13 protein-coding genes are annotated in these 12,533 nt (G+C 71.3%); 11 read left to right on the top strand and 2 right to left on the bottom strand.

Annotation, left to right across the window (positions count from 1 at the left end; translation table 11 throughout):
• The 6 genes from ACQEVZ_RS34655 to ACQEVZ_RS34630 all read left to right on the top strand — a co-directional run bounded on the left by ACQEVZ_RS34655 (window position 1) and on the right by ACQEVZ_RS34630 (window position 6,121).
• Complete coding sequence (locus ACQEVZ_RS34655; RefSeq protein WP_433374332.1) at window positions 1-1,695, top strand: putative Ig domain-containing protein; 1,695 nt, start codon at window positions 1-3, stop codon at window positions 1,693-1,695.
• The gene (locus ACQEVZ_RS34650) at window positions 1,692-2,291 is read left to right on the top strand and encodes a hypothetical protein (protein WP_344506092.1); all 600 of its coding nucleotides are present in this window, start codon (window positions 1,692-1,694) and stop codon (window positions 2,289-2,291) included. The genes ACQEVZ_RS34655 and ACQEVZ_RS34650 overlap by 4 nt, the downstream gene beginning before the upstream one ends.
• Window positions 2,288-3,805, top strand: a complete 1,518-nt coding sequence (locus tag ACQEVZ_RS34645; protein ID WP_433374329.1) for a ricin-type beta-trefoil lectin domain protein — start codon at window positions 2,288-2,290, stop codon at window positions 3,803-3,805. Before ACQEVZ_RS34650 ends, ACQEVZ_RS34645 begins: the two co-directional genes overlap by 4 nt.
• Before the next feature lie 105 nt (window positions 3,806-3,910).
• Complete coding sequence (locus ACQEVZ_RS34640; RefSeq protein WP_433374326.1) at window positions 3,911-4,672, top strand: phosphatase PAP2 family protein; 762 nt, start codon at window positions 3,911-3,913, stop codon at window positions 4,670-4,672.
• A gap of 16 nt (window positions 4,673-4,688) precedes the next feature.
• Window positions 4,689-5,576: a methyltransferase domain-containing protein gene (locus ACQEVZ_RS34635; RefSeq protein ID WP_433374323.1), complete on the top strand. Its 888-nt coding sequence runs from the start codon at window positions 4,689-4,691 to the stop codon at window positions 5,574-5,576.
• Entirely contained in the window at window positions 5,576-6,121 is a 546-nt protein-coding gene (locus ACQEVZ_RS34630; RefSeq protein ID WP_344506088.1) for a VanZ family protein, read from the top strand. The genes ACQEVZ_RS34635 and ACQEVZ_RS34630 overlap by 1 nt, the downstream gene beginning before the upstream one ends.
• On the opposite strand, the gene ACQEVZ_RS34625 is transcribed toward ACQEVZ_RS34630, so the two are convergent.
• Window positions 6,053-6,946 (bottom strand): hypothetical protein, encoded by an 894-nt coding sequence (locus tag ACQEVZ_RS34625; protein ID WP_433374320.1) that lies wholly within the window; start codon window positions 6,944-6,946, stop codon window positions 6,053-6,055. The genes ACQEVZ_RS34630 and ACQEVZ_RS34625 overlap by 69 nt on opposite strands.
• The gene (locus tag ACQEVZ_RS34620; RefSeq protein ID WP_344506086.1) at window positions 6,943-7,455 is read right to left on the bottom strand and encodes a SigE family RNA polymerase sigma factor; all 513 of its coding nucleotides are present in this window, start codon (window positions 7,453-7,455) and stop codon (window positions 6,943-6,945) included. Before ACQEVZ_RS34620 ends, ACQEVZ_RS34625 begins: the two co-directional genes overlap by 4 nt.
• A gap of 75 nt (window positions 7,456-7,530) precedes the next feature.
• On the opposite strand from ACQEVZ_RS34620, the gene ACQEVZ_RS34615 reads away from it, so the two are divergent.
• The 5 genes from ACQEVZ_RS34615 (at window position 7,531) to ACQEVZ_RS34595 (ending at window position 12,531) form a co-directional block, all read left to right on the top strand.
• Window positions 7,531-9,582 carry a M3 family metallopeptidase gene (locus ACQEVZ_RS34615; protein ID WP_433374316.1) on the top strand — a complete coding sequence of 684 codons (2,052 nt, stop codon included), beginning with the start codon at window positions 7,531-7,533 and terminating at the stop codon, window positions 9,580-9,582.
• Between the two features lie 112 nt (window positions 9,583-9,694).
• Entirely contained in the window at window positions 9,695-10,324 is a 630-nt protein-coding gene (locus tag ACQEVZ_RS34610) for a hypothetical protein (RefSeq protein WP_344506084.1), read from the top strand.
• Between the two features lie 67 nt (window positions 10,325-10,391).
• Window positions 10,392-11,093, top strand: a complete 702-nt coding sequence (locus tag ACQEVZ_RS34605; RefSeq protein WP_354891257.1) for a FadR/GntR family transcriptional regulator — start codon at window positions 10,392-10,394, stop codon at window positions 11,091-11,093.
• The gene (locus ACQEVZ_RS34600) at window positions 11,090-11,917 is read left to right on the top strand and encodes a sterol desaturase family protein (protein WP_344506082.1); all 828 of its coding nucleotides are present in this window, start codon (window positions 11,090-11,092) and stop codon (window positions 11,915-11,917) included. The genes ACQEVZ_RS34605 and ACQEVZ_RS34600 overlap by 4 nt, the downstream gene beginning before the upstream one ends.
• Window positions 11,914-12,531 (top strand): lysoplasmalogenase, encoded by a 618-nt coding sequence (locus ACQEVZ_RS34595; RefSeq protein WP_433374312.1) that lies wholly within the window; start codon window positions 11,914-11,916, stop codon window positions 12,529-12,531. The genes ACQEVZ_RS34600 and ACQEVZ_RS34595 overlap by 4 nt, the downstream gene beginning before the upstream one ends.
• The last annotated feature ends 2 nt before the right edge of the window (window positions 12,532-12,533 follow it).

The raw sequence follows: 12,533 nt of genomic DNA, 5'->3' as shown, positions 1-12,533 counted from the left end.
ATGCGACGGACTCCCCCCTCTGACGCCGGGTTCACCCTGGTCGAGACCCTCACGTCGATCGCGATCATCGGCGTGGTGATGACGGCGCTGACGACGTTCTTCGTCTCCACGACGGCGACGCTCAACAAGCAGCGCGGCCTGCAGATGGCGATCCGGCTCGCCCACGACGGTGTCGAGCTGGTCAAGTCGATGCCCGGCCCGTCGCTCGTCACCGGGCGCAGCGCGAAGGACGTGACCGCGCAGTTCGGCAAGCTCAAGAAAGGCCAGATCCCCGGGCTGGCCGGCTTGGACGTGGCCGGCCTGCTCAAGGCGATGACACCGGCCTTCGACACCAACCTCGGCCCGCTCGCGGACAGCGTCACGCCGGTCCTGCCGATCGTGCCGGAGGTCATGAAGGTCAACAACACGGCGTTCGACCGGCAGTGGTTCGTCGGCTCGTGCCAGATGCCGCTCGGCAGCGACGTGTGCGGCCTGCTGTCGCTGCCGGGCACGCTGCTGCCGTTCTACCGCGTCGTCGTCGCCGTCACCTGGCCCAACGACCGGGCCTGCAAGAGCACCGGCGGGGTCTGCTCCTACGTGACGCAGACCCTCGTCAGCGCCTCCGTCGCGGACCCGATCTTCAACCCGCTCGTCACCGTCACCGCGCCGCTGCCGGACAACCCCGGCAACCAGACCGACGAGGTGTCGGTGCCGATGGCGAAGGCGATCACGCTCACCGCGACGACGGCCTACCCGCCGCTGACCTGGACGGTGGAGAACCTGCCGCCGGGCCTGTCCTACACACCCGCCGGGGTCATCACCGGCACGCCGACGGTCGCCGGCACCTACGTGGTCCGGGTCGTGGTCACCGACAAGGCGTCCAGCAACGACGCCTCGTTCAACTGGACGGTGGTCCCCACGCCGGTCGCCGCGCCCGTGGACCAGACCTGGGACGCCGGCTCGGCGGTCTCCTACACGCTGCCGGTCACCGGCGGCATCGGCCCCTACACGTGGGCGGCGACGGGCCTGCCGGCCGGGCTGACGCTGAACACCGCGACCGGGGTGGTGACCGGCACCAGCACCGTGAGCGGCGCGGCGGCGGCCGCCACCGTGAGCGTGACGGTGACCGACAAGAACGCGAAGAAACACACCGCCGCGTTCAAGTGGAACACGAAGGTCGCGGTGCAGTTCCCGACCGCCAACACGCCGATCGCCCTGACGAAGGGCTCCGGATACACCGGCAACGTCGGCGCGGCCGGCGGGTCCGGCGGCTACACGTGGACGGCGACCAACATGCCGCCCGGGCTGACGCTGTCCGCGTCGGGCGCGCTCACCGGCACGGTGACCGGCTCGACCCGCTACCTGGTGACGCTGACGGTGAAGGACAGCAACGGCGTGACGAACTCGGCCGTCGTCCCGGTCAACGTGACCACGCCCGTCGCCACCGACCTCCGGATCGTCACGCCGACGACCGCGGCGCCGGACAAGACCGGGACGAAGGGCACCGCGATCGCCTCGCAGGCGTCGGCGGCGGCCGGCGGCACGACGCCCTACACGTGGGCGGCGACGGGTCTGCCTGCGGGGCTGTCCATCAACGCCAGCACGGGCGCGATCACCGGCACGCCCACGACCGCCGGGACCTCGACGGTGACGCTGACGGTCACCGACAAGGTCGGCGCCACGTCCGTCTTCATGTTCGCCTGGAAGATCACGTGAACGCCTTCCTGTCGCGGCTGCGCCGCGAGGACGCCGGGGTCACCCTCGCCGAGATGGCGGTGACGACCAGCATCATGTCCGCGGTCATGGCCATCTTCACCACCGGGGTCATCCAGCTGTTCCAGGCCGGCAACAACAACGAGCTGGTGGCGCTGACCGAGTCGCAGCTCAACACCGCGTTCCTGCGGCTGGACCGCAACCTGCGCTACGCGGCCGGGATCGGGCCGGTGCACGCCGACGCGGCCGGCAACCAGTTCGTCGAGTACCTCAACACCGAGGTCAGCGGCAAGCCCGAGTGCGCGCAGCTGGAGATGAACGTGGCGGCCAAGGTGCTGCGCCGCCGGGTGTGGCCGCAGACGACGACGCCGACGGCGAAGTGGGTCGTGCTGGCCAACGAGGTCGACGTCGCGAAGAGCTCGTTCACGCTGGTGCCGTCCGGCAAGTACACCGGGTTCCAGCGGCTGCGGATCGTCCTGTCGGTGACCACGAACCCGGGCCGCGGCCACACGGAGGCGCTCACCGACCTGACGTTCACCGCGCTCAACAGCAGCTTGAAGGACGACCCGAACAAGTTCTGCCCGGAGGCCCGAAAATGAGCCTGTTCCGACGGTTCAGAGTGCGCGACGACCGGGGGTCGCTGCCGCTCGCCATGATGCTGACCCTGGTCGGCACGTCCCTGTCGACGCTCATGGTGCCGGTGGTGATCGGGCAGGTGCGCGACACCGCGTCCACGATCGAGCGGGCCAAGGCGCTGCACGCCGCCGAGGCCGGCATCGACGTCGTCATGGGCGGCATCCGCGCCTCCCTGGGCAGCATCGCCAACCTCGTCTGCCTCCCGGTCGTCTCGCCGCTGCTGGGCGTCGTCGGCTCGGGCCTGCCGGGCCGCTACCAGGTGTCGGTGGAGTACCAGGACGCGGTCGGCACCCCGCTGTCGTGCGCGTCGAAGACCTCGCACCTGCTGGCGGTGCCGGCGTTCGCGGTGATCACGTCGACGGGCACGGCGAAGGGCGACCCCGGCGACCAGTTCCCGGCCGGTGACTCGCGGACGCTGACCGCCACGTACGTCTTCCGCACCACCAACGCCAACGTCGAGGGCGGCCTGGTGCGCTTCTACGGCGGCGCGTTCTGCCTGGACGCCGGGTCCGGCTCGCCGGCCGTCGGCACGAGCGTCACCACCCAGCCGTGCAACCCGGGCAGCTCGCGGCAGACCTTCACGTACACGACGGACCTGACGCTGCAGCTGGTCTCGTCGAAGACCGCGGCCAACCCGTCCGGCATGTGCGTCGACTCGGGGCCCAGCCCGGTGTCGGGTGCGCTGCTGCAGTTCCAGGTGTGCGGGAAGGTGACCGTCCCGTACTACCAGCGGTGGAGCCTCAACGACAGCTCCAACTTCCAGAGCACCTCGTCGACCGGCGGGCTCGGCTCGTTCTGCATGCACGCGAAGGCCGGCAGCACCGCCGGCGCGTTCATGGAGCTGATCGGGTGCGGCGGGGCGTCGGACAACACCCGCACGTTCGCGCCGGAGGCGAGCGTCGGCGCCGGCAACGCGGGCGCCCCCAACAACCTGGTGAACTTCAAGCAGTTCGGGCGGTGCGTCGACGTCACCAACTTCGACACCACCCTCGGCTTCCTCATCGTGTGGCCGTGCAAGCAGGCGCCGAACCCGCTCAGCGTGGCGTGGAACCAGCGCTTCACGGTGCCACTGTCTGCCAACGGGAAGGACACGGTCAGCGGGCGGATCACCACGTACGACAACACCAAGACGAACACGCTCTACTGCCTCACGACCTTCAAGCCCGGTGGCAGCACCCACTTCGTGACGATGCAGAAGTGCCCGGCCGCGGGCAAGGACCCGAACGTCGAGTGGGACGTGTCGTACCAGATCGACAACTCCTACCCGACGAGCTACGTCATCAAGGACGCCTACGGCCAGTGCCTGTCCCCGGCGAACCTGGACGACCCGAAGCTGCCCCCCGGCGACATCTTCAAGGGCAGCACCGTCGTCAGCAAGCTCACCACCGCCGTGTGCGACGGCAGCAAGCTGCAGAAATGGAACGCGCCGGCGAACATCGAAGATCCGACACCCCTGAAGAACATCGGGGAGAAGTGACGATCCCGTAAGGGACCTCCTGACGCCCGGCCACGCCGGAGATCAGGGTGCGGTCCGTGCATCGCCTGGATGGCTTCCGGCCTCGCGGTGACGAGGCTGGACGCCATGACCATCACCTGGGAGAAACCGGCGCTGCGGCCGGTCGGCCTCGGCCGGCAGGTCGGCATCGTGACGGCGGCGGTGGCCGCGTACTTCGGGGTCCGCGGCGCCACGGAGGCCGCCACGGACCAGGCCCTCGCCAACGCGGCGAAGGTCGTCGACTTCGAGAAGTCGGTGGGGCTGTTCCACGAGTCGTGGCTGCAGTCGACGCTCGCCGGCAGCCCCGCCGTGGCGACGTTCTTCAACTGGATCTACATCTACGGGCACTGGCCGGTCATCGTCGCGACGCTGATCTGGCTCGCGCGGACCAACCCGGCGATCTACTACCGCACCCGCAACGCGATGCTGCTGTCCGGCGGGATCGGCCTGGTCGTCTTCATGCTCTTCCCGCTCGCCCCGCCGCGCCTGGCGGAGCTCGGCCTGGTCGACACGGTGACGCAGTCGGACGGCGCGTACCGGGTGCTGCAGCCGACGATGTTCACCAATCAGTACGCCGCGATGCCGAGCCTGCACGTCGGCTGGGACCTGCTCATCGGCCTGGCGATCCTGGCCGCGGCGCGCGGGTCTGCCACCAGACCGCTGCTGCGGGCGTTCGGCGCGGCGATGCCCGTGCTGATGGTGGCCGCCGTCGTGCTGACCGCGAACCACTACATCGTCGACGCGATCGCCGGCGCCGCGCTCACCACCACCTGCTGGCTCGTCCTGCGGGCCCGGGAGCGGCGCAGTCCCCGCGGCTATGCCGGATGGGACGGTCTGGCCCTGCGTTAGGGCCTACGCTTTGCACATGGAACACCTGGAGCTGGAGCACCTCGGGTTCCCGGCGGACGTGATCCCGTTGCAGTACCAGGCGCTGCTGCTGTCCGACGACCGCCGGATGGAAGCCTTCGCCGGCGCGATCGCCCACACCGTCCAGCCCGGGTCCAGGGTCCTCGACCTCGGCTGCGGGACCGGCGTCCTGTCCTTCTTCGCCGCCCGGCAGGGCGCCACCGTGACCGCGATCGAGCGCGAGCCGCGGGTCTTCACGACCGCCCGGGCGGCCCTGCGGGCGGCGGTCGGCGACGCCGTCACCGTCGTGCACGCCGACGCCCGCGACTACCTGCCCGAGGAGCCGGTCGACGTGGTGCTGTGCGAGATGCTGCACGTGGGCCTGCTCCGCGAGCGGCAGATCGAGGTCATCAACAGCTTCAAGCGCCGCTACCTGCGGCACATCGGCGGGCCGCTGCCGCGCTTCGTGCCCGAGGCGTGCGTGCAGGCGGTGCAGCCGGTCGAGCAGGACTTCACGTACTTCGGCTACACGGTGCCGGCCCCGGTGTTCCAGCTGCCGGAGAACCTCCAGCCGCGCACCGTCGAGGCCGCCCCGCCGCAGGTGTTCCAGCAGTTCTTCTACACCGACCCGCTGCCGCACGACTGCGTCGGCGACCTGACCTTCGTCGCGGAGCGGCCGGCCGTGGTCAACGCGGTGCGCGTCATCACCAAGAACCTGTTGTCGCTGCTGTACGAGCCGCCCGGCTCCGTCGACTGGACCATGAACTACCTGGTCGTGCCGATGCGCGAGCCGGTCGAGGTGCTCCCCGGCGACGAGGTGCGGATCCGGTTCGACTACTGCCCCGGCGACGAGATCACCGTCCTCGCCGACAGCCTGACGGCCAGCGTCCCCGCCCACGCGCACTGATGCTCCGCTGGCTCACGGTCCTCGCGGTCTTCCTGGTCCTCGGCGGGCTGTGGTGGCTCGTCGCCCGGCGCCGCTCCCCCGACCGGCGGCGGACGTTCGGCCTGGTCGCGTCGGTGTCGGGGACGCTGCCGTGGATCTGGATGATCCTCACGCCGTCGTCGCACGCGCGTCGGGTGCACCTGGACCCGGTCAGCGGCCTCGGCGGGATCCTCGCGTCCGGGTTCGCCGAGGCCGCCGTGCAGATCGTCGGCAACCTGCTCGTCTTCGCGGCGTTCGGCGCGTTCGCCCCGCTGCGCTGGCCGCGGCTCACCCTGGGCCCGGTGCTGCTGCTGGCGGCCGCCGGCTCGGCAACCGTCGAGCTGCTCCAGTACGTCCTGGACCTGGGCCGGGTCACCGCCACCGACGACGTGCTGGTCAACACCCTCGGCGCGGGTCTCGCGTACGGGGCCGGGCGGCTGCTGCCACCCGGCCCTGTGTCACGAGGCCTTGATGTGGAACCGCTCGTCGGCCACGAGGGCGGCGAGCCGGTCCTCGGGCAGCGGTAGCGCGGCGAGGCTCCTGTCGCCGCCGCCGGGCCGGTCGTCCGACTTCGCCTGGGCCAGGAAGACCACCGTGCCGTCGGGGTACCGGTAGGCCGCCCACTGGTCGAAGTCGCGGCCAGGGGCGCCGGTCGCGACGCCGACGGTCACCCCGGCCGTCGTCGTCACCAGCTTGCAGCTCGCCGGGGCGGTCCAGAACCCGCCCGCGACCGCGCAGGCGTCCCCGGTCGCGGCGACCAGGCCCGGCTCGTACACGGTGACCAGCAGCTGACCGACGCCGCCGTCCTTGCCGAGCTGGGTGCTGGCCAGGTAGGACCAGGCGTCCTTGCCGCCGACCTTCCCCTCGTACTGGGCCTGCGACATGCGTGACGAGACCAGCTGGTCGGTGCCCGGGTTGTCCAGTGCCGTGTACGCCGCGGGCACGATCGCGAGGAGGTCCCGCATGAGCTGCTCGCCCTGGTCGAACTTGTGGCCGGCGCGGGCGGTGCGGTCCTGCTGCGGCTGCCCGTCGGGGCCGGTCGGCCAGACCTCCTTGGTCTCGGTGCCCGCCCCGGGCGCGGTGACGGTCCCGGACGCGTTGGCGGGCGGCGGCGTCTGCCCCGGCGCCCCCACCTGCAGCGGCGCGCCCGCACCGGGCCCGCCGCCGGCGACCGCGACCGCCACGGCGGCGACGACCGCGGTCACCCCGAGGCCGGCACCGCCGGCGACCAGGTTGCGGCGGCGGACCGCCCGGCGGCCGGTGGTGACGGCCACCGCCGGCGACATCGGCGGCGGCGGGGTGGAGCTGTCGAGGGCGTCGCGTAGCGACACCCGGAAGTCGTCCTCGTTCATGTCTGCGTCCTCGTCGCTTGCGAGTGGCTGCTGGTCTGCAAGTGCGTGCGAAGGGTCTGCAGCCCCCGCGCGGCCTGGCTCTTCACGGTGCCGGTGGTGCAGCTGAGCAGGGCCGCCGTCTCCTCGACGGACAGGTCCTCCCAGTACCGCAGGATCAGGACCGCCCGCTGCCTGGCCGGCACGGTGGCGAGGGCGGCGAGCAGCGCGATCCGGTCGTCGGGCTCCCGGTCGTGGCTGACGGCGTCCAGCGGCCGGTCGGTGACCCGCACCCGGTGCCACCAGCCGAGCCGGCGATCGTCCAGGAACACCCGGAAGAGCGTCTGCCGCAGGTACCCGTCGAGGGCCTCGTGCCGGCTGACCCGGTCCCACACCACGTACAACTTGGTGAACGCCACCTGCGTCAGGTCCTCGGCCCGGTGCCAGTCGCCGCACAGCAGGTACGCCGTGCCGCGCATCGCGTCCGACCGCGCGGCGAAGTACTCGGCGAACGCCGTGTCCCGATCCGTCATGCGTAACTCACGGGTCCGGCTGTCCGATCGGTTGCACGGACCGCCGGAAAACATCCGTCCCGATACAGTCGGTACGTGACCACGGACAACCCGTTCTTCGCCGCGAGTGACCTGCCATACCAGCTGCCGCCCTTCGACCGCATCGAGACCGGGCACTACCTGCCCGCGTTCGAGCGGGGCATGGCCGAGCAGCGGGCCGAGGTCGAAGCCATCGCCAGCCTGCCGGAGCCGCCGACGTTCGACAACACCCTCGTCGCGCTGGAGCGCTCCGGGCGCGTCCTGCAGCGGGTGTCGGCCGCGTTCTTCAACGTCACCAGCTCAGACACCAGCCCCGAGCTGCAGGAGATCGAGTCGCGGGTGGTGCCGCTGCTGTCCGCGCACGGCGACGCGATCATGCTGGACCGCCGGCTCTTCGAGCGCATCGAGCAGCTGTACGCCCAGCGCGACGCCCTCGCCCTCGACGCCGAGCCGGCCTGGCTGCTGGAGCGGTACCACACCGAGTTCGTCCGGGCCGGGGCGCGGCTGTCCGAGCAGGAGCACGTGCGGCTCCGGGAGCTCAACGCGGAGCTGGCTGCCCTCGCGACCGAGTTCGGCAACAAGGTCCGCGACGGCATGAAGGCCGCCGCCGCCGTCGTCGAGGACGCCGCCGACCTGGCCGGGCTGTCCGCCGACGCGGTCGCCGCCGCCGAGGTCGCCGCCCGCGACCGGGGCCTGACCGGCGGGTATGCGCTGAACCTGATCCTGCCGACGGCCCAGCCGGCGCTCGCGTCGCTGCACAACCGCGAGGTCCGGGAGCGGCTGCACACCGCCTCTGTCGGCCGCGGCTCCGCGGGTGGGGACCACGACACGACCGCTCTGGTGCTGCGCATCGTGCGGCTGCGGGCGGAGCGGGCGCGGCTGCTCGGCTTCGAACACCACGCGGCCTACAACATCGCCGACAACACCGCCCGCAGCGTCGACGCGGTCCAGGAGATGCTGGCGAAGCTCGCCCCGGCCGCGGTCGCCAACGCCCGGATCGAGGCCGAGGACCTGCAGGAGGCGATCGGCGACGCGTTCACCCTGCAGCCGTGGGACTGGGCGTACTACACCGAGCAGATCCGCCGGGACCGCTACGCGATCGACGAGGCGGAGCTGCGGCCGTACTTCGAGCTGGAGCGGGTGCTGTGCGACGGCGTCTTCCACGCCGCCGGCCAGCTGTACGGCATCCGGTTCCAGGAGCGGCCGGACCTTCCCGCGTACCACGGCGACGCCCGCGTCTTCGAGGTCTTCGACCGCGACGGCGGGCCGCTCGGGCTGTTCATCGGCGACTTCTTCACCCGGCCGTCGAAGCGCGGCGGGGCGTGGGCCAACGCGCTCGTGCCGCAGTCGCGGCTGTTCGGCACCGCGCCGGTCGTCGTCAACAACCTCAACATCAACCGGGCGCCGGAGGGCGAGCCGACGCTGCTGACGCTCGACGAGGTCCGCACCCTGTTCCACGAGTTCGGCCACGCGCTGCACACCCTCTTCTCGCAGGTGCACTTCCCGAAGTTCGCCGGCACGCGGGTGCCGCGCGACTTCGTCGAGTACCCGTCGCAGGTCAACGAGGTGTGGATGCTGTGGCCGGAGGTCCTGGCCAACTACGCCACGCACCACCGGACCGGCGAGCCGCTGCCGCAGCCGGTGGTGGAGCGGCTGCAGGCCGCGGAGCAGTTCAACAAGGGCTTCGCGACCACCGAGTACCTGGCCGCCACGCTGCTCGACCTGGCCTGGCACACGCTGACCGTCGAGGAGGCCGAGGCGGTCACCGACGTGCTCGCCTTCGAGGCAGCGGCGCTGGAGCGGGCCGGCGTCGCGGTGCCGTTCGTGCCGCCGCGCTACCGGACCGCGTACTTCGCGCACATCTTCAGCGGCGCCGCGTACAGCGCCGGCTACTACTCCTACATCTGGAGCGAGGTCCTCGACGCCGACACCGTCGACTGGCTCACCGAGCAGGGCGGCCTGCGCCGCGAGCTCGGGGACGCGTTCCGTGACGGACTGCTCGCCAAGGGTGGCAGCGCGGACTCGATGGAGGTCTACCGGGCGTTCCGCGGTCGCGATCCGTTGATCGAGCCGCTACTCAAGCGTCGCGGACTGATCAGCGTTCCTTAGGTTTTGTTAAGACGACTACCGGATGGGGCGCCGCGTTCCCTAAGCTTGCGCGGTGCGTGGCGCCACCCCCCGGCGTAGGCCCGCCGCCGCACGCCGCCTGCATTTCAGCAGGATGGCGCTGCTTGCTGCGGTCGCTCTCGTCGCCTCACTGGTCAGCGTCGGTGTCTCCTGGGCGATCTTCCCGGAGGAGCCGGCGGCGGTCACCGACGACACCTCCTTCGATGCCGCCAAGTTCTACGAGACGAACGCCCGGGCCAACGCGGCCCGCGGGGTCGAGCTGGCCTCCGCCCCGGGCGCGTCCCTGGTGCCGAAGCCGGTCGCCGGGCTGACCCAGGCGGCGACCAACAACGCGTTCATCGTCATCGAGGTCGGCCGGCAGATGGGGCTGCCCGAGCGCGCGTACGTCGTGGCGATCGCGACCGCGCTGCAGGAGACGTACCTGAAGAACATGGCCAACCCGAAGGTCCCCGCGTCGCTGAAGCTCCCGCACGAGGGCAGCGGCACCAACTACGACTCGATCGGCATCTTCCAGCAGCGGGTCAGCATCTGGGGCACCGTCGAGCAGCTGATGGACCCGGCGATCGCGTCGGCGAAGTTCTACACGAGGCTGATGAAGGTCTCCGGCTGGCAGTCGATGAGCGTCACCGGCGCCGCCCAGGCCGTGCAGCGCAGCGCCTTCGCCAGCGCGTACGCCAAGCACGCCACCACCGCGCAGAAGATCGTCGACCAGCTCACGCAGTAGCGGCTCCCGGTTTTCTGCTGTTGTGGCACCACTGGTCCAACCAGTTGATGTGTGAGACAGTCACCGCGTGACATTGACGCCGGCCCCGCGCAGCTCCGTGTCCGACCACGTGTTCGCGCAGCTGCGCGACGCGATCCTCAGCGGCGCCTACGCACCCGAGTCCGCGCTCCCCAGCGAGCGGGACCTGGCGGCGACGTTCGAGGTGAACCGGCACGCCGTCCGGGAGGCGCTGCGGCGGTTGCAGCAGCTCGGCCTGGTGAAGGTCAGCCAGGGCGGCGCGACCCGGGTCCTCGACTGGCGGGCGCACGCCGGCCTCGACCTCGCCATGTCCAGCGGCGACATCCTGCCGGTCGGCACCCTCGTGCGCGACATGATGGAGATGCGCGCCTGCCTGGGCGCCGACGCCGCCAGGTTGTGCGCGCTGCGCGGTACACCAGCCGCGAAGGAACACGTGACCGCCTGCGTCGACGCGGTCGCCGCCGCCGCGCCCGACCTGGACCGCATGGGCGAGGCGAACATCGCGCTGTGGCGGGCGATCGTGGCCGGCAGCGGCAACGTCGCGTACCTCCTCGCGTTCAACAGCCTCGTCAGCGGCGCGCTCGCCGTCGGGCACGTCCCGCCCACGCTGCGCACCGCCGAGCTGCTCGACGTCGCCGGGCACCGCCGGCTCGGCGCGCACATCACCGCCGGCGCCGCCGACTCGGCCTTCGCCGAGGCCCAGGCCCTGCTCACCGCCCCGCTCTCGGATCGCAAGGAGACCCGAGCATGATCCCCGCCGTGCTCTACGCCGTGCCCGCGTTCCTGCTGCTGATCGTCATGGAGGCGGTCTCGTACCGCTTCCTGCCCGACGACGAGGAGCGCGGCTACGAGGTCCGCGACACCACCACCAGCCTGTCCATGGGCCTCGGCAGCCAGATCATCGGCGTGCCGTGGAAGATCCTGGTCGCGCTCGCGTTCGCCGGCCTCTACGTCCTCACCCCGCTCAAGCTCGACCCGACCAGCCCGTGGACGTGGGTGCTGCTGTTCTTCGCCGACGACTTCGCGTACTACTGGTTCCACCGGCTGCACCACGAGGTCCGCGTCTTCTGGGCCGGCCACGTCGTGCACCACTCGAGCGTCTTCTTCAACCTGTCCACGGCGCTGCGGCAGAGCTGGACGCCGATGACCGCCACCCCGTTCTGGCTGTTCCTGCCGCTGCTGGGCATCCCGCCGTGGATGGTGTTCCTGCAGCAGTCGATCAGCCTCGCCTACCAGTTCTTCCTGCACAGCGAGCGGGTCGGCCGCCTGCCGGCGTTCATCGAGTGGTTCTGGAACACCCCCTCGCACCACCGGGTCCACCACGGCGCCAACCCCGAGTACCTGGACCGCAACTACGGCGGCATCCTCATCATCTGGGACCGGCTCTTCGGCACGTTCGAGCCGGAAGAGGCCCGCGTCGTCTACGGCCTGACGAAGAACATCGGCACCTACAACCCGCTGCGTGTCGCCACCCACGAGTACCGCGACATCTGGCGCGACGTGCGGACGGCGGCCACGTGGCGGCAGCGGCTGCGGTTCGTGTTCGGCCGTCCCGGCTGGCAGCCGGCCGCATGAAGCTCTGGCTCTTCTTCGCCGCCGCGGCGGTGGAGCTCACGGGCGTCGCGCTGTCGTGGGAGCCGCTGCAGTGGGTCGCCAAGCCGCTCCTCGCGCCGCTGCTGCTCTGGCACCTCGGACGCTTCTGCCTCGTCGGGTGGGGGCTGGTCTTCGCGACCGCGGGCGACGTGGCGCTCCTCGTGCCGGGCACCGTGCCCTTCCTGCTGGGCATGGCGTGCTTCCTCGGCACGCAGATCTGCTTCCTGGTCGCCTTCCTGCGGCACGGCCGTCCCCGCCGGCTCGTCGCGCTCGGCTACGGGATCCTGTGGGCCGTGCTGAACGCCGTGCTCTGGCCGTCGCTGGGCGATCTGCGGGTGCCGATCCTGGTGTACAGCCTGGCGTTGAGCGCGATGGCGGCCGCGGCGTGGTCGGTCTCCCCCGTCGTCGCCGCCGGCGGCTTCCTGTTCCTGCTCTCCGACCTGCTGATCGGCCTGGGCGCCGCCGGTCTGGGCTTCCCGGGTCGCAACCTGGTCGTCATGGTGACCTACATCGCCGCGCTGTTCCTCATCGTCACGGGCGTCCTGTCACGCGACGGGACCGGCGACAGGGCCGGCGGACGGGTGGCGCGGGCGTAGCG

The sequence above is a fragment of the Dactylosporangium sp. CA-152071 genome, from assembly GCF_050936335.1.
GTDB lineage: Bacteria > Actinomycetota > Actinomycetes > Mycobacteriales > Micromonosporaceae > Dactylosporangium > Dactylosporangium maewongense.
Note: the sequence above shows the minus strand (reverse complement) of the source record. Positions and strands in the feature narration are given on the sequence as shown.